This window comes from Trichlorobacter thiogenes, assembly GCF_900167465.1.
Taxonomy (GTDB): domain Bacteria; phylum Desulfobacterota; class Desulfuromonadia; order Geobacterales; family Pseudopelobacteraceae; genus Trichlorobacter; species Trichlorobacter thiogenes.
Genome location: NZ_FUWR01000009.1, coordinates 36094 through 57841 on the forward strand (window position 1 = coordinate 36094; position 21748 = coordinate 57841).

Here is a 21748-nt window from a genome sequence, read left to right on the forward strand (position 1 = left end):
TTTCAGTTTTTTCTCTGCGGCCCTTGCGTTCTTTTGCGGCCAATTATTCTCCCCTACGGCCCCACCACTACCTTATCCACAACCAGTGTTCCGCTGCTGATGGTCAGGCTGCCATTAATGGTACTGTAACCGGTCTGGCTGCTGAAATTACTGTCACTGTAGCCGCCCTTCAGGGTCAGGGTATGGCTGTTCTGCATGGTTACATTTTCCGTAAAACCGGTAGCCGTGGCCTTGATGGTTGCATCCTGTGTTGGTGCTGCCAGGGCGCTGTTGATGCTGTAGTACGGGGTGTTGTCACCATCAATCTTTACCGTTGCAGCGCCTGCGCTGAATGTGGCAGTCACCGCCTTGTTTGCGCTCATGGTGATGCTGCCGGGATTGCTGATGCTGACGTAATCCCCGCTCCAACTGCTGAAGCTGGAGTTGGAGCCGGTGGCGGTCAGGGTAACGGTGTCGCCACTGCCAAACGGCACAGCGCTACAGGTTGCGGTATTACAGGCATAGCCAAGTCCGCTGCCGTTTGAACTGTTCACCGTACCGCTGCCGCTGATACCAAGGGTCAGCCAGTAGCCGTTAATGTTCAGGACACCGCTGATAAAAGAAATGTCATAGCCCAACTGGTCTGAAAACAGGCCGTCCGGCGTAATGGTGTAACTGCCAATTGCCGTAGCCCCCTGGGAGCTACCGGCATAGGTCAAACTGCCTGCCACCCTGTCTGCATTATACCCTGCTGGCGCAAACAACACCCCATTGCCGCCGCTATAGGCAGTAGCGTCATAGTTTTTGGCTGCATTGTTGGCTGTTACGCTCATGGGGGTCAGGAAGGAGCGCAGCAGCGGATAGGTTTTATCTTCATAGATGCGCCAGATTGCAGGAGAACCGCCTGTCGCGCTGATACTCCAGCCAGCGTCGCTGAAACTGCTGGCGGTCATCATCTGGGCGGTGGTGAGGCCGGTGCTGTTGGTCAGGGTGATGTCACCGTAGTTATTGCCAATGGCGTAGGACTGGCCGGTGGTTGTTGTGTTCCAGAAGCTGTTGCTGATGGTCGTGCCGAGCCAGGTCTTCCCCACCAGACCGCCAGAATAAGTGGCGCTTACCGCGCCAACGGCGTAGCTGTTGCTGATGCTGCCCAAGTCGTCAAACCCCACCAGACCGCCGGCGACGCCGCTGCTATAGTGGGCAGAAACAGTGCCAGTGGCGTAGCTGTTGTCGATTTTCCCGTAAATATACAGATCTTTACCGGTGTTAGAGTCGTAGTAGCCGGCTTGCCCAAGCGCCATCAGACCGCCCACATAGCGGTATCCACTGACATTGCCGGTGGCGTAGCTGTTGATAATGGCCAAATTGTCTACCCAGCCAACCAGACCGCCGGCATCGCCGTTGCCATAATATTCGCAACCAGGACAGTGGGAAGCAGTGGCAGTAACATTGCCGGTGGCATAGCTGTTGCTGACAATATGTCTTTGACTTATCGAGTCATCGAGATACATCCAATAGGTTCCCCCGAGCAAACCGCCCACGCCGCTCCCGCCGGTAACATTGCCGGTGGCGTAACTATTGGTGATGTTAGTGTTATCTCCGTAGAGTTGACCGACCAGTCCGCCCACATAGGTGGACGAGGCGCTGGCGCTATCGACCGTGATGCTGGATTTGACATTGCCGATGGCATGACTGTCGCTGATGCTGATATCGGTTCCCTTAAACATGCCGACCAGCCCGCCAATGTATTGCTTGTAGCCAATTACATCTCCGGTGACGTAGCTGTTGCTTACATTGCCAGTGCTATACCCGATCAGCCCCCCCACGTAATCGGCGCTACCGGCCGTGACCTTGCCGGTGGCGTAGAGGTTATTGACATTGGCGGTGGTATAGCCGATCAGGCCGCCCACGTAGGTACTGCCGGTGGAGGTGACATCACCGATGTGGTAGCTGTTGGTAACGGCGCCGGTGATGGAGCCTACCAGCCCGCCGGAATAGCTGCCGCCGGGCACGGCTCCTTCAGCGTGGCTGTTGCTGATGCTGCCGGTGAGGTAGCCTGCCAGCCCGCCGGTATAGTTGCTGCCGCCGCCGCCGCTGAGGGTGCCAATGTAGTAGCTGTCGCTGATGCTCAGGCCATCGCCCTTACCCACCAGACCGCCGGTATAACCGCCGCCGCTGCTGATGGTGGCGGTGCTGTAGCTGTTGCTGATGCTGCCGGTGCCGGTGCCGGACTGCCACCCGACTAACCCGCCGACGCTCCCCAATCGACCGGTAATGGCGCCGGTGCTGTAGCTGTTGCTGATGCTTACTGTGGCGCTGTTTAAAGAGCTGTGGCCGATCAGTCCGCCGATAGCTTGGGCGCCAAGGAGGTTGCCGCTGAAGTGGCTGTCGCTGATGCTGCTGATATTGTACCCTTCGCCCACCAGCCCGCCGATGGAATTTCCACCGTCGTTAGTATGGGTATGGAAGAGTTGAATGTTGCCTTCCACAGGGCTGTTGCTGATGGCGCCATTATCCATGCGGCCGGCCAACCCGCCAAGATAGCTTGTCCCCACATCGGTGCCCGAGGTTGTAAAGCTGTTCATGGTGATGGTGGTGTGGCTGTCGCTGATGTTGCCCACCTGATAGCCTGCCAGGCCGCCGAAGTAGTTGACGCTCATATTGGTGTAGCTGTCGGCACTCAGGGTGATATCGGCGTAGCTGTTGCTGATGGCGCCGGTGCTGTAGCCTGCCAGCCCGCCGAAGTAGTAGTAGTTAAAGCCACCGCTGGCCGCCAAGCTGCCGGTGAAGTGGCTATTGTCAATGCTGCCGCCGTTGTTGTAGCCCAGCAGGCCGCCGATATACCAGCTGTTGTTGACGCCGCTGCCGGTGACGGTGCCGCTGGCATAGACGTTGGAGAGCGGGGCGTAGCTGTAGGCGGCCAAGCCGCCGGTGTAATAGTTGCCTCCGGTGACGTTGAGGTTGGTCAGCCCCAGGTTGCTGAAGCTGGGACCGCTGCCAACATAGCCGAACAGGCCGACAAAATTCTGGTTGTTGCGGTTGATGGTCAGGCCGTCGATGACGTGGTTCTGGCCGTAGAAATTGCCGGTGAAGGCCACGGTGTTGGCGGGGTCGGGGGCACCGGAACCGTTGAGACTGCTGGTGCCGATCGGCTTGAAGCCCTTACCGCTGTTCCAGGTGGCGGTGCCGGAGGCACTGATATCATTGGCCAGTTGGTAGCTCTTGGTTAGCATGTCGGCGGAGGATCCGATCCCCTGCAGGCCGTAGATGTCGGTAATCTGGTAGGGATTGTTGCTGCTGCCGTCACCGCCTGATGCCCGGATAAAGCTGCCACCGGAGATGCGGAAGTCGCTGACGCTGAAGTCGGGCAGGCTACCGATCTGGCTCCAGCTGCCGGATTGCAGATCAAAAATAGCGCTGCCGCTGCCGTTGATGGCGGCGGTGGCGTTGATGGTGCCGCTGGTGTTGATGGCCAGAGTGCCGCTGGTCCAGGTGATCGGGCTGCTGATAATGATATCACCTGCCCCACTGCCAGGGGTGCTGATGGTGCGGTTGCTATAGCTGATGTCATAGCCCTGCTGGCTGGAGTAGAGACTGCTTATGTTGACACTGGCGGTATAGGAACCGGCGTTGCTACTGGAAATGGTCAGGGGGCTGGCGCTGCCCAGCAGCTTAGCTGCATCGTAGCTGGTGGCAGTTACGTCGGCAATGTTGGTCATGGCCGTACCGCTGCCGTCAAAGGCCGGGGTTACGCTGAGCGTGGGCATGAAGGAACGTAAGAGCGGGTAGGTATAGCCGTTGTAGATACGCCAGACCGAGGTGGAGCCGCCGGTACTGCTGATCTCTGTTCCCCAGGCACTGAAGCTGCTGGCATTCTGCATCTGGGCACTGGTCAGGCCGGTGACGCCGGTGGGGGTGGCTGAACCGCCTGCCCCGTAGGCTTGTCCTGTGGTGGTGCTATTCCAGAAGTCATTGCTGTAGGTACCACTGGCATTGTTTCCCACCAGTCCGCCAACATTGGTTACACCGGTTACACTGCCAGTGGCATAGGCGTTGCTGATGCTGCCACTGTTATACCCAACCAGGCCGCCGGTGTCGCTTGTGGTGCCGGTTACACTCCCCAGTGCATAGGCGTAATTGATACTGCCGGAATTCTTGCCCACCAGGCCACCGGTGTAGTCGTTTGTGCCGCTGGCGCTGCCGGTGGCGTAGGCATTGCTGATGCTGCCACCCTCGTTAAACCCCACCAGACCACCAACGCCGTATACCCCGGTTATATTGGCAGTGGCGTAGGCGTTGCTGATGCTGCCGGTGTTATAGCCTGCCAGGCCGCCGACTCTGTTTTTGCCGGTTATGCTGCCTCCCACAACCCCTACGTTGCTGATACTGCCGGTGTTGGAGCCAAATAAACTGAGGTTGGTAGCGCCACTACGGTTGATGTACAGGTTGCTGATGGTGTGGCCGAGGCCGTTGAAGCTGCCGCTGAAGCTGGTGCTATCGTTGCCGATGGGAGCAAAGCCGTAATAGCCGCCGCTGCCGTTGCTGTTCCAGGTAGTGGTGTCACTGGCATCAATGTCTGCCCCCAGTACGTAGTTGCCGGAGAGGGCACCGCTTATCCCCTGCAGATCAGTGCCGGTGGTGCTGCCCGCGCTGCCCAGGCTGGTGATGACGGTCCAGGAGGTTTCAGCGTTGCTGCCCTGTTTGGTGAAGAAGTTGGGACCGGCGGAGAGGCTGACCTTGGCGCCGTTGTTCAGGCTGTAGCTGCTGCCGTAGTAGAGCTTGAGCGCACCGCTGGTAGCGCTGATGGCGGCAGTGATGCTGATATCGGTTCCGGCATTAAGGGTCAGAGTATTGCTACTGCTCCAGCTGATGGGGGTTGCCACGGTTATGCTGCTGCCTGAACCGATGATTACCCCGCTGTTTGCCAGACGGTCTGCGATCTCGCTGACTGCCACGGTGGAAACACCGCTGGCGCCAGGTGTCCAGACATCCGGTGTGGCACCTGACCAGCTACCGTTGCTGGATGCCGCCGTGCCGATGGTGACGGTGGCGGAATCAGCCCATGCCGCTTGCAGCGGTGCCAGTAGGCAGATAGACAGTAACAACAGGAAGATGGGGTTAAGCTGAAGTTTGATTTTCATTGTGCGTTCCCTTTGTTCAAAAAGCGGCAGTTGCTCTTGCTCACACAAAGCTTTCGCGACTTGTGCGTGAAACAGCCTTTCAGGTTTTTTCTCTGCGGCCCTTGCGTTCTTTTGCGGCCAATTATTCTCCCCTACGGCCCCACCACCACCTTATCCACAACCAGTGTGCCGCTGCTGATGGTCAGGCTGCCGTTAATGGTGCTGTAACCGGTCTGGCTGCTGAAATTGCTGTCACTGTAGCCCCCTTTCAGGGTCAGGGTATGGCTGTTCTGTAGGATAACGTTCTCTGCAAAACCAATAGCCGTGGCCTTGATGATTGCATCCTGTGTTGGTGCTGCCAGGGCGCTGTTGATGCTGTAATACGAGGTACTATCACCATCAATCTTTACCGTTGCAGCGCCTGCGCTGAATGTGGCGGTAATCGCCTTGCTTGCATTCATGGTGATGCTACCGGGATTGCTGATGCTGACGTAATCCCCGCTCCAACTGCTGAAGCTTGAGTTTGAACCGGTGGCGGTCAGGGTAACGGTATCATTACTGCCAAACGGCACAGCGCTACAGGTTGCGGTATTACAGGCATAGCCAAGTCCGCTGCCGTTTGAACTGTTCACCGAACCGCTACCGCTGATGCCAAGGGTCAGCCAGTAGCCGTTAATGTTCAGGGCGCCGCTGATAAAAGAGATGTCATAGCCCAACTGGTCTGAAAACAGGCCGTCCGGTGTAATGGTGTAACTGCCAATTGCCGTAGCCCCCTGGGAGCTACCTGAATAGGACAGGGTACCCGCCACCCTGTCTGCATTATACCCGGCTGGCGCATACTGCACGCCATTACCGCCATTGTAGGCAGTACCGTCATAGTTTTTGGCTGCATTGTTGGCTGTTACGCTCATTGCGGTCAGGAAAGAGCGCAGCAATGGGTAGGTTTTGCCTTCGTAGATACGCCAAATTGCAGGAGAACCGCCTGTCGCGCTGATACTCCAGCCCGCGTCGCTGAAACTGCTGGCGGTTTTCAGTTCGCTGGTGGTTTTGCCGACGACGTTGGTGAGCGTGCCCGCGTTGCCGCCCACAGCGCTGTCCTGGCCGGGGGGGTCGCTGTTGAAGAAACTGTTGCTGATGCTGGAATCGGCGGTGTTGATGCCGGCCAGACCACCGACGCTGGTGTAGCTGTTGCCGGTCACCTTACCGATAGCGTAGCTGTTGCTGATCGTGGCCGAATTCTCGTTGGCGCCGACCAGACCGCCCACGAAGGTGTTGCTGCTCACGCTGCCGGTGGCGTAACTGTTGCTGATGCTGCCGTGGGTGTTTTCGCCCACCAGACCGCCCGCGACGTCGAGGGTGGCCGTCACCGTGCCGGTGGCGTAGCTGGTGTTGATGCTCCCATGGTTCCACCCCACCAGACCGCCTGCGAACTCGTCGCCGCTCACGCTGCCGATGGCGTAGCTGGCACTGATGCTGCCGCTGTTGTTGTACCCCACCAGCCCACCGAGCATGTTACTGCCGCTGCCGCCGGTCACGCTGCCGGTGGCATAGCTGACGCTGATGCTGCCGCCGTCGTTGTGCCCCACCAGTCCGCCCACTCCCTCCGTTCCGGTCACGTTGCCGGTGGCATAGGCGTTGCTGATCACCGTATTGGCGTCGCTCGTGCCGATCAGCCCGCCCACGGAGTTGACGCCAGAGACCGTGCCGGTGGCATAGACATCAATGATCCGCCCCGCATCGCTGGCTGTGCCGATGACATTGTGGCCTACCAGTCCACCCACGTACTTGTTACCCGTGACATTGCCGCTGGCGTGGCTGCTGTTGATCGATCCGGCGTTCTCACCGACCAGGCCGCCCACCTCGTCGTAGGTGCCGGTCACGGTCACGCTGGCCGAGGCATTGCTGAGGACGCCCCAGTTGACGCCCACCAGGCCGCCCACATCGCTGAGGCCGCTGACGCTGCCGCTGGCCGTGACATTGCTGATCATGCCGCCGTCGCCATTTCCACCTGTCAGCAGGCCAACTTGATCTACGGTGCCAATGACGTTGCCTTGCACCGAAACATTGCTGATGATGCCGCCCTCCATGTTGCACCCCACCAGCGCCCCCACGCACACGTCGCCGCCGGTGACGGCGGCATTGGTTAGAACCAGATTGCTGATGGTGCCGTAGTTAATGCCGAAGAAACCGACCAGTATCTCGCTGTCCCGGTTGATAGTAAGGCCGTTAATGGTGTGGCTCTGGCCGCCAAGGCTGCCGGTGAACGTGTGGCTGCTGTCACCGATCGGCTTGAACCCCTTACCGCTGTTCCAGGTGGCGGTGCCGGATGCACTGATGTCGTTGGCCAGTTGGTAGCTGTTCACCAGCATGCCACTGGAACCGATCCCCTGCAGGCCGTAGATGTCGGTAATCTGGTAGGGGTTGCTGCTGCTGCCGTCGCCGCCAAGGGCGCGGATAAAGCTGCCGCCGCTGATGCGGAAGTCGCTGGCGCTGAAGCCGGGCAGGCTGCCGATCTGGCTCCAGCTGCCGCTGGAAAGGGTAAAAATATTGACGCTGATCTGATCTGTGGCACTGATGGTGGTACCGGCAGCAAGGGTAAGCGCACCGCTGGAGCTGCTGATGGCGGCAGTGATGGCGATGTCGGTTCCGGCGTTAAGGGTCAGGGAATTGCTGCTGCTCCAGCTGATGGGGGTTGCCACGGTTATGCTGCTGCCTGAACCGATGATTACCCCGCTGTTTGCCAGACGGTCTGTGATCTCGCTTACTGCCACGGTGGAAACACCGCTGGCGCCTGGTGTCCAGACATCTGGTGTGGCGCCAGACCAGCTACCGTTGCTGGAGGCTGCCGTGCTGATGGTGACGGTGGCGGAATCAGCCCATGCAGGCTGAAGAGGTGCCAGCAGGCAGATAACCAGCAACAACAGCAGGATCGGTTTTAGGTGCGGTATTTTTTTCATGGTACGTTCCTTTATTTTGAAAATGGCAGTTCACGAAACACAGAGCAACGGAGCAATAGAGAAATAAACCTGGAAAAGCAGTGAGCCGTCACAGAACACAAAGATCACAAAGAACTGCAGATGGCTGGTACAGCGTAACAGCTGAAACCTAGCCACCCTCAGTCCTCCTGTATCAAAGGGTTTGGCGTTAAACGGGTTTTTATCCTTCGCGTCCCCGAGAATCCGCGTGAAACAGCTTTTGTCTGGTTAAATTGTGGCATCATACAGGATTTTATTTAAAAAAAATGTCGTGGAAAACCACGACAGAGGCGTGGAAAAGCTGGTGGGAATTTAGTGCGTGAGGTGTGGAGAGTGGGGAGTTGAAATTACTTTCCCTTTGTAAACCGGATCGCCATGAGCCGCAGCTCTTTAGTCCGTGACAGCTTCAGCTTGTCCAGAATCCGGGCGTAGTAGGTTTCTACGGTGCTGACGGAGATGGCGAAGTGCTGCGCCAGATCAGAGGTTGAGTAACCTTCCCCCATCTTGCAGAACAGCTTCTGTTCCCGCTCCGACAACCGTGCCATAACCGGACGACTGCCTTCAGGCTCAGTTCCCTGCCGGAGCGCCTCGGTGGCAACAGGGCTCAGGTAACATTCCCCGGCCAGAACAGAGCTGATCGTCTTCAGCAGGGTTGCCGCCATTTCCCGCTTGGTGACATAGCCATTGGCTCCGGCTGCCAGAGCCGCCTCAATCCGTTCCCGGTCGTCATGCATTGAGTACACAAGCACTTTAACACCGTTTTCACGCAGATTAGTGATCAGGTCGATGCCGTTCTCCGCACCCAGTGACAGATCCACCAGCACCACATCGGCAGCCGCAGAAGTGAGTCGGGATAAGGCATCTGCACGGCAATCAGCTTCACCGCAGACCAGCAGCCCTTTACTGCCTAACAGCAGCGACAGTCCTTCCCGCACTGCCGGGTGATCATCCACCAGAAAGACCCGTACCCCCTGAACTGTTGTGTCAGGCATCTGTTGCCTCTCTATCCCAAACAACGGCGCAGGGGGCGGTGCAGACAACGGACGTTCCTCTACCGGTCAGGTCAGTTATCTCAAAGCGTGCGTTGATCTGGGTTGCGCGGTATTCCATCATACCGATTCCAAGGCCGCCGCCGGTCCCCTTTGTCGTGGTGATGCCGCAGCCATTATCGCTCACTTCAAGCTGGATTCCCGTATCCGGTGTGCAGTGCAACGCAATAGTGATCAGGGTGGCTCCAGAGTGTTTGACCGCATTTGTCAGCGCCTCACGGGCGATCTGCTGAATATGCAGCATGCTGACCGCAGAGCAGGCCGGGCAGTTCTGCTTCATCTCCAGCTGGATCGGGATGGCACTCTGGCTGGAGGCCTGCCGGACCAGCTGTTCCAGATCAATGACCCCTTCTCCGCCATCCCGGTCTGAGGTCCAGAGTCGACGCGAAAGGGCGTAGGCATGATCAACAGAATCCTGCAGCAAGGTGCCGAGCGGCCGGGCTTCCGGCTCTAACCCCGCTTCGGTTAGCCGGTCTTCCAGGGCGGCAAAGCGGAGTCGGGCTCCGGTCAGCTGCTGACAGAGCCCATCGTGCAGTTCGTGGCTGATCCGACGGCGTTCCTCCCGGCTGACCTGCTGAATCTCCTGCTCCAGCCGCTCATGTTTTTCCATCTGTTCCTGTAATGCCCCATGGGCGGCGGTCCGTTCAGATATCTGTAACTGCAGATCAGCCACCAGATCACCTATTTTACTACTGAGCAGCTTGAAGCGTTCTCCCTGGGCAAAGGCGATCAGTATGCCGTCCAGCAGCGGGGTAATCAGCAATGCGGTTTCATAGAAGGGTGAGTAGGGTATCAGATTGAAGTTCAGCAGCATGAGCAGCAGTACCGCTATCTCATGCAGTATCCGTGCTGCCAGCAGATATTTGGCAGGGGGATAGCCGTTGCGGACCGCTTCAGCTGAGGCAGCCAGCAGGAACAGTACGATCAGCATGGCGTCAAGCATCAGTGCGGTTTTAAAAGGAGCCGCAGGAACGAAAAAGATCAATGGCGGCAGGATAAGGTTTGCCCAGATCCAGATACGGAGCAGGCGGTCCATAACCGGCGCATTCTTGGGGGTTATTAGGAATTCTCTGATAAAAAAGGTGGCGCCCAGTAGCGGTAAAAAGCAGATCAGCGTGGCCAGATAGTCGTGTGTGCGGGGATGGCTGGGGAAAACCTGACTAAAGAGATAACCGGCAATGGTCAGATGGTAAGCGGCGGTTGCCAGGATATAGAAGGCATAGTAGACAAAACTCTTCTCCCTGATGAACAGGTACAGCGACATGCTGATAACCGCAATGGTCAGTGCAAAGCCGGTAAATCCTGCGTAGATCGAGTTCTGTACGCTCTCTCTCAGGTTCATCGCGTCGCCGGTACAGACCGTCAGGGGAAACTGGCTGCGGCCGCTGATCTGGGCCCGCAGGTACCAGGTGGCCGATCCCTCGCGGGGGTGGAGGGAGAACAGGATGCTGCGTTTCTGGATGGTGCGGCTGGCCATGGGGCGCATGTCGCCGGAATGCTGTGTTAGGACAGTGCCGTCGGGGTGCACAAGGTACAGGTCGGCGTAATCCATAAGCGGCTGATCAAGCAGTAAGAGCCATTTATCTTGACTGCGTGTGCCAAAGTCAATGTTGAAGCGGAACCAGTAGACGGCCGTGCTGATGCCGAAATTGGGACTGTCGGCAGGCACCGGTTTGAAGCGGCTGGCATAGGCGGGAGAACTGATATCGCTAATGGTAAGGCGGTGATCAGGGTCAGCCACCATCTCCAGCGTTGTTCTGCCCAGCGGGTAGCTGTCGCTAGTGCCGATAAGAAGGGGATCGGCGGCAAGGGACGGGGTGGTGAAGAGCAGCAGTGAGAGGATGGAGCCCGTGATACAGGCGGCAACCGTCTGATAGATGCCGATTTGGCAGAGTATGCGGAGATGTGCGCTTACACCGAAGATCATCGGTCATCGTCCCTGGCTTGAGTTCTGGTAACGGGATGCCATCATACTGATCTCTGGCTTCGATGCAATGGGGTTTTGTAAAATATGGCAACGGCCCGTCAGGGGTGACTGGCGGGCCGTTGCTGTTTCCAACTGTATGAGACCGTTGTTCACCCGATCCATAATCAATTTTCCCGCCTTGTTGGTCAATGTTCCGCTGATGGTGCTGTAGCCACCCTTCAGAGACAGAGTGCGTTCATGGCTTTGCAGCAAACAGATCGAGATAGGATCTGCTCTCAGCTTCAAGCAGGGCATAACTTTTCTTGATCTGGTCCAGTGCTTCGGCGTCGTTGCGTCGGCAGCCGTCTGACTGACAATCAGGATTGACAAACTTTCCATTCTCCGTTGTCCAGGTTTTTTCATTGAAAAGAGTAGTGGTATGCCGTCCGTCGATGAAATCCAGATACCAGGAGGTGGGTGAAATACTACCAGCCCGGTTTGCAATTTCATGAAAACTCAGTTTATCGCACAGTCCGTCTGCGCAATATTCAGCGGGGAAATAGCGGATCTCCCCTTTATAGCGCACCAGTCTGCCATCCAGAAAATACCAAGTCTCTGTTTTAACCGGAATTATGCCTGAGATAACTCGATCATTGCCACCAAGGGATTCCAGTGTCAGCGTCGAGAATGATCCCCTTTTCCGGTGCTCGAGACGGGTGCCAAGTTTTGGCGGGCCACCACCGGTATCTGGCCTGAACAGGCCGTGCCAGCGAGGTGTGTTTTGGGGCATGACGATGTTGCGAACCGAATAATCACTGCCTGCCATGAGTGATGGGACCTTGTCGGGTAGGAGCGAACTTTTGAGGCTGTCCGGGATTTTTCCCAATGCGTCTTCCATATCTTTGGCATTTGATGGGCTGAGAGCCTGTTCCTCGCCGCTTTGTTTGTTCTTTAAGCTGGCGCGAACGGTAATGGCGCCTCCTTGGTCGTAATCACCCGGTAAGGGGATGATTCCGGTCTTAAGTTTAAATCCCTTGGTTTTGCTTAAGAAAAGATCAAATCTGAGTTTTTCGTCGGTCAGTGGGCCGAAGTTCTGTAGCTTTTTGAGACGGGAGAACGGCTTCGTCGATGAAAACAGTTCAAAATTGCTAATTGTGTACAAGGGATCTGCTTGTTCAGGGATGTCGCAATGGAGTGTTGTTATGCCATCTTTGGTGCTCGCTGTCAGTGGTAGTTCGATATGTTTTTTAACTATTTTGACATCTTTTTTTATGCCTGGATCAAGTGTTGGCCCGACACCGATCAGGCTACCAAATATTTGGAAACGCCGTGTGGTTTTTTTGGTTTTTCCCTCGACCAAGCGGGTTGGCTGATAATGTACGATGATTGTGCTGTCGCGCCAGGTGTCTGGCCAGATATTGGCTTGCTCGGCCCGGCTTAGGTAGGGGTGAAATGCATCACCAATTTCAATATCCAGCGATAAACCGGCACGGCCCGTGTCGTTTGCCACGGTGGGTGCCGGAAAGACGGATGAAATTGTCATGAACAGGAATGTCATAAGGACGCGAAACCGTCTGTCAGTCATGGCTTTGAGGCTCTCGGCTGGTCGTCGTCTTTACAAACATTCTGGCTTGTACTATGCCTCTTCATACTACATTCTCCTTTGCAACGGGGGCGTTTATCCGTCTGGCCTGAGCTAAGCATTCAACAAGGTACGTTGTAAAAAACCGGCGAGGAGTATTCCCCACCGGTTATCTTGTGCTGCCATTGTCTGATTATGCTACCTATTCCGACTCTTCCAGATGCAGTTCCTTGATCGCCATCTCCCGCAGTTTAAACTTCTGGATCTTGCCGGAGGCGGTCATCGGGTAGCCCTCCACAAACTTGACATACTTGGGTACCTTGTAGTTAGCAATCTTGCCCCGGCAGAACTCCCTGACCTCTTCTTCGGTCATCTCCATCCCTTTTTTCAGGATCACCGCCGCCATGACCTGCTCACCGTATTTCTTGTCCGGTACGCCGTAGATCTGGACATCGGAGATCTTGGGGTGGGTGTAGAGGAACTCCTCAATCTCTTTGGGGTAGATGTTCTCGCCGCCCCGGATGATCATCTGCTTGATCCGGCCGGTGATCTTGCAGTAGCCGTTTTCATCCATGATCGCCAGGTCGCCGGTGTGGAGCCAACCGTCGGCATCAATCACCTTGGCGGTCTCTTCCGGCATCTTGTAGTAGCCTTTCATGACCATGTAGCCACGGGCGCAGAGCTCGCCCTGCTTGCCGGGCGGCAGGGTGGTGCCGGTCTCGATATCGACAATCTTGACCTCGGCACCGGGCAGGGCACGTCCGACAGTGGAGACCCGCAGTTCAATCGCATCGTCAGTACGGCTCTGGGTGATGCCGGGGGATGATTCGGTCTGGCCGTAGACGCTGGTAATTTCAGTCATGTACATGTCTTTAACTACCCGTTTCATCACCTCAATCGGGCAGACTGATCCGGCCATGATGCCGGTGCGCAGGCTGGAGAGGTTGAACTTCTTGAACTCCGGGTGCTCCAGTTCGGCAATGAACATGGTGGGGACGCCATGCACTGCCGTACATTTTTCCGCTTCAATGGTCTGCAGCACCTTGAGTGGATCAAAGATCTCTACCGGCACCATGGCTGAACCGTGGGTAACACAGACCATGGTGGCCAGTACGCAGCCAAAGCAATGGAAAAACGGTACCGGGATACAGAGCCGGTCCTGGTCGGTGAATTTCATACACTCGCCGATCTGGAAGCCGTTGTTGGTCAGGTTGTGGTGGGTCAGCATCACCCCTTTGGGGAAGCCGGTGGTGCCGGAGGTGTACTGCATGTTGATGGTGTCATGGCAGTCCAGGGTGGCCTCAACCGCAGCTAGTTCCTCATCAGTGACATCTTTGCCCAGCTCAATGATGGCATTGAAGTTCAGCATCCCGGCCGGGGTCTCGTCACCGATAAAGATGATGTTTTTCAGGAACGGCAGTTTCTCGTGTTTCAGCTGGCCCGGCTCAGAAGCATGGATGGATGGCACCACATCGGCCAGGGTCTTGACATAGTCGGTGTCCTTAAATGACTTGACCATGAACAGGGTGGTGGAGTCAGACTGGTTCAGGACATACTCAAGTTCCGATGACTTGTAGGCAGTGTTGACGGTTACCAGCACGGCACCGATCTTGGGGGTGGCAAACTGCAGAATTGCCCATTCCGGCACATTGTAGGCCCAGATGGAGACATGGTCCCCCTTCTTGATGCCCAGTTTCAGCAGGCCTTTGGCCACCTGGCGGCAGATCTCGTTAAACTGTTTGTAGGAATAACGCAGCCCTCGTTCCGGATAGACCAGGGCATCATTGTCAGGGAAACGTGCTGCAATCTCATCCAGCATGGCGCCGATCGGCTTGGTTATGGCTTGGGACATGATACTACCTCTTGTTTTTTTGTATGATTGAACTTTGATTTGGCCTGGTCAATAAATTTGTTTTGTAACTCGTTGAATTTTGAAGGTTTGCTCAATAGCATAGCAATGGCTGGGCGTCAAGCCCCGGCGGTCAGGTCTGATCTGTTGAGCTGTCCAGACGCAGTACCAGGTAGCCTGCTACGCCGGATAGCAACGATCCCAGTACAATGGCCAGTTTGTCAGCGTACTGGTAGATGGCATCGTCAGTAAAGGCCAGCGAGTCGATGAAGAGGCTCATGGTAAATCCGATGCCGGTCATCAGGCAGACACCATAAAACTGACGCCAGCTGCTGGCTGCCGGCAGGCGTGCCAAACCGGTCTTGATGGCCAGCCAACTAAATCCGAAGACCCCGACCTGCTTGCCAATGAACAGTCCCAGCATGATCCCCATCGGCACCGGGGTGGACAACTGGTTTAAAGACAGCCCACGCAGGTCAATCCCTGCATTTACAAAGGCAAACAGCGGCAGGATCATGAACGAGACCCAGGGGTGCAGATCATGCTCAAGGCTGGCAGCAAGCGGGATCTTTAAATGATGTTCTCCTTTTGTTTCCAAAGGGATCATAAAGGCCAGGGCCACACCGGCCAGGGTGGCGTGAACCCCTGATTTCAGTACGCTGACCCACAGTACTACCCCCAAAAGGATATAGGCTGCCCTGCGTTCAACGCCAAAGCGGTTCAGGGCAAACAGGGCCAGCAGGGTGATTGAGGCGACGGCAATGGAAATCAGCGACAGGTCAGAGGTATAGAAGAGGGCGATGATGATGATTGCCCCCAGGTCATCGATGATTGCCAGGGCCAGCAGGAAGATCTTCAGGGAGGCTGGCACGCGGCTGCCCAACAACGACAGAATACCCAGGGCAAAGGCGATGTCCGTGGCCGTGGGTATGGCCCAGCCATGCATGGATACTGGTTCGCGGTGGGTAAAGCCGATGTAGATCAAGGCTGGCACCAGCATGCCGCCAATGGCTGCAATCACCGGCAGGGTCGCCTGGTTCCAGGATGACAGGTTGCCCCGGATCAGTTCCCGCTTCACCTCAAGCCCCACCAGCAGAAAGAAGACCGCCATCAGGCCGTCATTGATCCAAAGCAGCAGAGGCTTGGCAATCTTCAAGGCCCCAAACTGGATGGCTACCGGTGTGTGCAAAAAACTGTTGTAGAGTTCGGCAAGCGGAGAGTTTTTAAGCAGCAGAGCCGCGATGGTTACCAGCATCAACAGGATGCCGGTGGATGATTCCTTTTCGTAAAATTCTTTGAGTCGTTGCACGTTTCCCCCGCCAGAATTGATACTGAATGTGGGCAGTATATGTTCAGTGACTCGCCTTGACAATGCCTTGATCTATGGTACCTCAGACTGAAGTGAAATTAATTGCATAGCTGCGTGAGGTTACCGATGGAACTGCCTTGTCTGATCTACCCTAACCGCCTGAATCGTCATCGTTTATTTCTTTACGCTGCTCTGGCCGTCTGCCTGCTTGCCCCCCTGGGGGGATGTGGCAAAAAAACAGATCAGAAGGCCCAGCTGCCGGTGACCGATGTGGTTGCTGTGACGGTTCAGCCCAAAACAGTGCCCGCAATCTTTCCTTTTGTGGCTCAGATTCAGAGTTCTCACCAAGTTGATGTGATGGCCAGGGTGAACGGCTTTCTTGAAAAGATCAGCTATCAGGAAGGCGAGCCGGTCAAACAGGGACAGGTGCTGTTTGTGCTTGATAAGAAGCCGTTTGTGGCAGCGGTGAATGCGGCCAGGGCAGCGGTTGATATCCGTAAATCCCAGTTGTTTACCGCAAAGGCCAGTCTTGACCGGATCAAGCCGCTGGCTGATCAGAATGCCGCCAGCAAGAGCGATCTGGATAACGCCATCGGTAACTACAAGACTGCCGAGGCTGGCCTGCAGCAGGATCAGGCCAACCTGGACAAGGCGCTGCTGGATTTAAGCTACACCAGCATCGCCTCGCCGGTCAGTGGTGTGGCTGGGCAGGCGTTGATGCGGGAGGGAAGCTACATCGCAGCTGGGAGTAGCTCTGCCAAATTAACCTACGTTGCCAAGTTGGACCCGGCCTGGGTGGATTTCAGTGTCTCCCAGAACGAGCAGGCCAAGATGCGTCAGTCAGTTGAAAAAGGAGAAATTGCTCGACCAAAGGATAACCGCTTTACCGTTGATATCGAGCTGTCCGATGGCAGGCGCTATCCCCAGGCAGGTGTGGTCAATTTTGCTGATCCTTCCTTTAATAAAGATACCGGCACTTATCTGGTGCGGGCCGAGATCCCCAATCCCAAAGCCGTGTTACGGCCCGGCATGTTTGTCAAGGCCTACCTGAAAGGGGCAACCCGCCCCAATGCTCTGGTGGTGCCGCAGCGGGCTGTTCAGCAGACCAGCAACGGCCATGTGGTCTTTGTAGCCAATGATAAGGGGCTGGCAGAGGCCAGGCCGGTGGTGGTGGGTGAGTGGCTTGATAATGATTGGATCATCACCCAGGGACTGAAGGCGGGTGATAAGGTGATTGTGGATGGCTTCATGAAGCTGGCCCCCGGTGCACCGGTCAAGCTGGTGACCCCTGAAGAGATGAAGACGTCAGCTCAGTCGGCTACAGCCAAGTAAGGGGGGGTCATGGGAAGCTTTTTTATTGATCGCCCTGTCTTTGCGGCGGTGATTGCCATCATTATCACCCTGGGGGGACTGGTTGCCCTCAAGGTAACCCCGATTGCCCAATACCCCAATATTGCCCCTCCCACGGTGCAGGTCTCAGCCTTTTATCCCGGTGCCACTGCAGAGGTAATCGCCAATACGGTTGCTGCGCCGATCGAACAGCAGGTCAACGGCGTGGATGGCATGACCTATATGTCTTCCACCAGTGCTTCTTCGGGCAACATGAGCCTGACCGTTACCTTTGAACCGGGCACCGACCCGGATATGGCCCAGGTTAACGTGCAGAACCGGGTCAGCCAGGCATCTGCGCTGTTGCCTGATGTGGTCAGCCAGCAGGGGGTGTCGGTCCAGAAACGCTCCCAATCCTTTATGATGGTGATCAGCGTCTATTCCCCCGATGATCGCTATGATCCGGTCTATCTGGGCAATTATGCCAACCTGTATATCCTGGATGCCATCAAGCGGATTCCCGGCGCCAACCTTTCTTCCATGTTTCCTCTGCCTGATGTGGCGATGCGGATCTGGCTTAAGCCAGATCGCCTGGCCCAGCTGGGACTGACCGCCCAGGATATTGCCACTGCTATCCAGCAGCAGAACAAGGCCTTTGGTGTCGGTTCCATCGGCCAGTCGCCGTCACCCAAGGGCACTCAGCAGACCTTTGTGGTTACCACCAAGGGGATGCTGTCTGACCCGGCTGAGTTTGAGAATATCATTATCCGCGCTGCTTCTTCAGGCACTGCGCTGGTACGGCTGAAGGATGTTGCCCGTGCAGAACTGGGGGGCAAGGATTATTCGGTCACCACCAAGGTCAATGGCAGGAAATCAGTGGCGATTGTGGTCTACCAGCAGCCCGGCGCCAATGCCATTGAGACCTCTAAGCAGATCAACAACCTGCTGGCAGGCTTGAAAAAGAGCTTTCCCCAGGGGATGGATTACAAGGTGGTGCTGGATACCAGCGAGTTTACCGCTGCTTCCATTGAAAAGGTGGTGCATACCTTCTTTGAGGCGGTGGTGCTGGTGGTGCTGGTGGTGTTTCTGTTTCTGCAGAGTTTCCGGGCCACCTTTATCCCGATCCTGGCGGTGCCGATCGCCATTATCGGTACCTACATGGGGATACTGGCCCTGGGATTCTCCACCAATATGCTGACCCTGTTTGGCATGATCCTGGCCATCGGTCTGGTGGTGGATGATGCGATTATTGTGGTGGAAAACGTTGAACATAATATGGCCAGTTATGGCATGACCCCGATGGATGCGGCCAAAAAGGCGATGTCAGAACTGACCGGAGCTCTGATCGCCATCGTGTTGGTGCTGGGGTCGGTCTTTCTGCCGGTGGCCTTTCTGGGTGGCATGACCGGTACGCTGTATAAGCAGTTTGCCGTTACCATCGCCATCTCCATGGTGCTGTCCGGCGTGGTGGCCTTAACCCTTTCACCAGCCCTGGCAGCCCGGATTCTGAAACCGGGGCATGGCGAGAAAAAGGGCTTCTTCAAGTGGTTTGAGGGACGCTTTAACCGCCTGACCGAGCTGTATACCAACGGTGTGCGCTGGCTGATCAATCACCGCAGTATCGGCCTGGGTCTGTTCTGTGGCGTACTGGTTGCAGTGGTGTTGTTGTTTAAGCTGGTGCCGGGCAGCTTTGTGCCGGAAGAGGATCAGGGCTACCTGTTTGTGGGTGCCATTATGCCTGATGCAAGCAGCCTTGAACGGACTACCGCGGTCTGTGACCGGGCGGTACAGCTGGCCCAGAGCAATAAGGCCATGGGAGATATCACCCAGATTAACGGCTACAGTCTGCTTGACGGTAGTGTCAAGGATAACGCCGGTCTGCTGTTTGCCACCCTTAAACCCTATGGTGAACGGGAGGGGAAGGGGACTGATGCCTTTAGCGTGCAAAAGGATATTGGCCGCAAGCTGCAGGGTGTCAAAGAGGGGGTGGTCTTTCCGATCAACCCGCCTTCCATTCCCGGTCTGGGCAGTACCGGCGGTTTTGAGTTCTATATCCAGAGTAAAGGGGGTGGTTCTCCCCAGGAACTGGAAAAAATTACCAAGCAGTTCATCGCCGAGACCCGCAAGCGTAAAGAACTGTCCGGGGTTTCCAGTACCTTTTCCGCCAGCCAACAGCAACTCTATCTGGATGTGAATCGTGCCCAGGCTGAACTGCTGGGGGTGCCGGTCTCCACGGTCTTTGAGACCCTGCAATCCTATTTTGGCTCATCCTATGTGGGGCAGTTTCTGCAGTATGGCCGGATCTGGCAGGTCATCCAGCAGTCTGAACCTGATTACCGTGACAAGCCCAATGACCTGACCCAGATCTATGTCCGTTCAACCGGTGGCAATATGATCCCGCTTTCTGCCATGGCAACTATTAACTATGTGGCCGGCCCCAGTCTGCTGCCCCGATTTAACGGCTTTCCAGCCTCCAAGTTGAACGGCAGCCAGGCCTCTGGTTACAGTTCCGGCCAAGCCATTAGCGCCATGGAAGAGGTGGCTAAAAAGGTGCTGCCGGAAGGCTATGGCTATTCCTGGTCAGGGCAGGCCTTTGAAGAGAAAAAGTCCGGCAATACCTCAACCATGGCCTTTGCCTTTGGTCTGATCATGGTCTTCCTGATTCTGGCTGCCCAGTATGAAAAATGGTCCCTGCCGGTGGGGGTGGTGCTGTCGGTCCCCTTTGCCCTGTGTGGTGCGCTGCTGTTTACCTGGGTGCGTGGTCTGGAAAACGATGTCTACTTTCAGGTTGGACTGGTCACCCTGGTGGGACTGTCTGCCAAAAACGCCATCCTGATCATAGAATTTGCGTCTGATAACCTGAAAAAGGGGATGGAACCGGCAGAAGCGGCAATTGAGGCTGCCCGGCTGCGTCTGCGTCCGATTGTGATGACCTCCCTGGCCTTTATTCTGGGCTGCGTGCCGATGGCAACCGCTTCCGGCGCCGGTGCCAACAGCCTGCGTGCCATAGGTACCGGTGTGATCGGCGGTATGCTGGCTTCTACTCTTGTGGCTTCCTTCTTTGTGCCGCTCTTCTTTGTGCTGCTGGAGTCTGCCAGCGGCATTTTCAGTCGTTCAAAGGGTGTCAAGCCCCTGCCGAAAGGGGATTCTGGCCATGCGTAATCTGTTTGCTCTGATCCTGCTGCTACTGACCGGCTGTACGGTTGGTCCTGATTATGTCCGCCCTGATATTAAGGCACCTGATCAATGGAATGTTGAATACAAGGCCGCTGCTGATCTGGCCAATACCCAGTGGTGGAAGCTGTTTGGCGACACGGTGCTGGATGATCTGATTGAGACCGCTGTGCGGGGCAACCTGGACCTGAAGAGCGCCACGGCCAAGGTTGATCAGTATCTTGGGGTGTTGGACACCACCCGCTCCCAGTACTTCCCGCAGATATCAGCCGGATTTGAGCCGGGAGCATCCCATAGTGGCAGCAGAACCAGCCAGAGTTATCAGGCCACGGTGAACGCCACCTGGGAGCTGGATCTGTGGGGCAAGATCAGGCGCTCCAGCGAGGCGGCCCAGGCCCAGATTGTGGGCAGTGAGGCAGGTCGCCGTGCGGTGATCATGACCGTGGTATCCAATGTGGCCAGCGGCTATATCACCCTGCGGGGGATGGACCGCCAGCTGGAAATAGCCAGGGATACGGAGAAGGCCTATGCAGAAAGTCTGAAGTTGTTCCAGCTGCGCTTTAAGCATGGCACGGTCTCAGGGCTTGAGCTTTCCCAGGCTGAATCAAACTACGAGTCTGCCCGTCAGGCCATACCCAGCTATGAATCGCTGGTGCGTCAGCAGGAGAACCTGATCTCGCTGTTGCTGGGGCGTGCGCCAGGGCCGATTCCACGGGGCAAGACCATTGATGAACTGGTCCCGCCCGGTATTCCGGCCGGCCTGCCGTCGCTGCTGCTGGAACGGCGTCCTGACATCATTCAGGCTGAGCAGAACCTGATTGCTGCCAATGCTGAGATTGGTGTTGCCAAGGCGGCCTACTTTCCCAAGATTTCCCTGACTGGTGCCCTGGGGGTATCCAGTGGCGACATCAGCAAGCTGTTTGTGCCGGGTGCCGGCATCTGGTCTGCGGGAGCCCAGCTGGCCCAACCGCTCTTTAATTTTGGTCAGACCGCCGGACAGGTCAAACAGGCGGAGTCTCAGCAACAGCAGGCCATGTATCAGTATCAACAGACGATCCTGACCGCCTTCCGTGAGGTTGAGGATGCCCTGATCAAGACCACCAAGGGCAGGGAACAGCTGGATGCCCAGAAACGGCAGGTCGCTTCACTTGCAGAGTATGATCGTCTGGCCCGGCTGCAGTTTGAGGCAGGCACCTCAAACTATCTGCAGGTGCTGGATGCCGACCGGTCGCTGTTTACCGGCAAACTGGACAAGACCAAGACCCACTATGATCTGCTGGTGTCGTTGATCTCAGTCTATAAGGCCATGGGGGGCGGCTGGGTGCAAGAGGCGGATAAACTGCAGGAGCCGCAGAAGAAGTGAATCTGAACGGGCTTTTTCACGCGGAGCCGCGGAGCTCGCGGAGGAAACCGGATGGTTTTAGGTAAATAGGTAGTAATTCATGCTGGTTGGGGCAAGAGTATCAGTAGCCGGTT

10 protein-coding genes are annotated in these 21748 nt (G+C 56.4%); 3 read left to right on the top strand and 7 right to left on the bottom strand.

Translation table 11 applies throughout. The features are described from left to right. Positions 1-53 precede the first annotated feature (53 nt). The 7 genes from B5D39_RS09225 to nhaA form a co-directional block, all read right to left on the bottom strand. Entirely contained in the window at positions 54-5120 is a 5067-nt protein-coding gene (locus B5D39_RS09225) for a beta strand repeat-containing protein (RefSeq protein ID WP_078790175.1), read from the bottom strand. A 131-nt stretch (positions 5121-5251) separates the two neighbouring features. After that, positions 5252-8056, bottom strand: a complete 2805-nt coding sequence (locus B5D39_RS09230) for a beta strand repeat-containing protein (RefSeq protein ID WP_078790176.1) — start codon at positions 8054-8056, stop codon at positions 5252-5254. A gap of 365 nt (positions 8057-8421) precedes the next feature. Next, complete coding sequence (locus B5D39_RS09235; RefSeq protein ID WP_078790177.1) at positions 8422-9066, bottom strand: response regulator transcription factor; 645 nt, start codon at positions 9064-9066, stop codon at positions 8422-8424. Continuing rightward, entirely contained in the window at positions 9059-11050 is a 1992-nt protein-coding gene (locus tag B5D39_RS09240) for a sensor histidine kinase (RefSeq protein ID WP_078790178.1), read from the bottom strand. Before B5D39_RS09240 ends, B5D39_RS09235 begins: the two co-directional genes overlap by 8 nt. 235 nt (positions 11051-11285) lie before the next feature. Beyond that, positions 11286-12572, bottom strand: a complete 1287-nt coding sequence (locus tag B5D39_RS09250) for a hypothetical protein (RefSeq protein WP_208610569.1) — start codon at positions 12570-12572, stop codon at positions 11286-11288. Between the two features lie 241 nt (positions 12573-12813). After that, positions 12814-14466 (bottom strand): AMP-binding protein, encoded by a 1653-nt coding sequence (locus B5D39_RS09255; protein ID WP_279627307.1) that lies wholly within the window; start codon positions 14464-14466, stop codon positions 12814-12816. A gap of 127 nt (positions 14467-14593) precedes the next feature. After that, a complete protein-coding gene (gene nhaA / locus B5D39_RS09260; RefSeq protein WP_078790182.1) occupies positions 14594-15769 on the bottom strand; it encodes a Na+/H+ antiporter NhaA in 1176 nt (391 codons plus the stop codon). A 126-nt stretch (positions 15770-15895) separates the two neighbouring features. Between nhaA and B5D39_RS09265 the strand changes: the two genes are divergently transcribed. Genes B5D39_RS09265 through B5D39_RS09275 form a run of 3 tightly spaced genes read left to right on the top strand, consistent with a single transcriptional unit; the run spans position 15896 to position 21635 of the window. After that, positions 15896-17101, top strand: coding sequence for an efflux RND transporter periplasmic adaptor subunit (locus tag B5D39_RS09265; RefSeq protein ID WP_078790183.1), 1206 nt, complete (start codon positions 15896-15898; stop codon positions 17099-17101). Positions 17102-17110: 9 nt separating this feature from the next. Continuing rightward, positions 17111-20260, top strand: a complete 3150-nt coding sequence (locus B5D39_RS09270; protein ID WP_078790184.1) for an efflux RND transporter permease subunit — start codon at positions 17111-17113, stop codon at positions 20258-20260. Next, complete coding sequence (locus B5D39_RS09275) at positions 20253-21635, top strand: efflux transporter outer membrane subunit (RefSeq protein WP_078790185.1); 1383 nt, start codon at positions 20253-20255, stop codon at positions 21633-21635. The genes B5D39_RS09270 and B5D39_RS09275 overlap by 8 nt, the downstream gene beginning before the upstream one ends. Positions 21636-21748: the final 113 nt, after the last annotated feature.

Excerpts from the sequence above, each read along its gene's own strand:
- B5D39_RS09225 (WP_078790175.1), bottom strand. The coding sequence starts at position 5,120 with ATGAAAATCAAACTTCAGCTTAACCCCATCTTCCTGTTGTTACTGTCT.
- B5D39_RS09230 (WP_078790176.1), bottom strand. The coding sequence starts at position 8,056 with ATGAAAAAAATACCGCACCTAAAACCGATCCTGCTGTTGTTGCTGGTT.
- B5D39_RS09235 (WP_078790177.1), bottom strand. The coding sequence starts at position 9,066 with ATGCCTGACACAACAGTTCAGGGGGTACGGGTCTTTCTGGTGGATGAT.
- B5D39_RS09240 (WP_078790178.1), bottom strand. The coding sequence starts at position 11,050 with ATGATCTTCGGTGTAAGCGCACATCTCCGCATACTCTGCCAAATCGGC.
- B5D39_RS09250 (WP_208610569.1), bottom strand. The coding sequence starts at position 12,572 with ATGACAATTTCATCCGTCTTTCCGGCACCCACCGTGGCAAACGACACG.
- B5D39_RS09265 (WP_078790183.1), top strand. The coding sequence starts at position 15,896 with ATGGAACTGCCTTGTCTGATCTACCCTAACCGCCTGAATCGTCATCGT.
- B5D39_RS09270 (WP_078790184.1), top strand. The coding sequence starts at position 17,111 with ATGGGAAGCTTTTTTATTGATCGCCCTGTCTTTGCGGCGGTGATTGCC.
- B5D39_RS09275 (WP_078790185.1), top strand. The coding sequence starts at position 20,253 with ATGCGTAATCTGTTTGCTCTGATCCTGCTGCTACTGACCGGCTGTACG.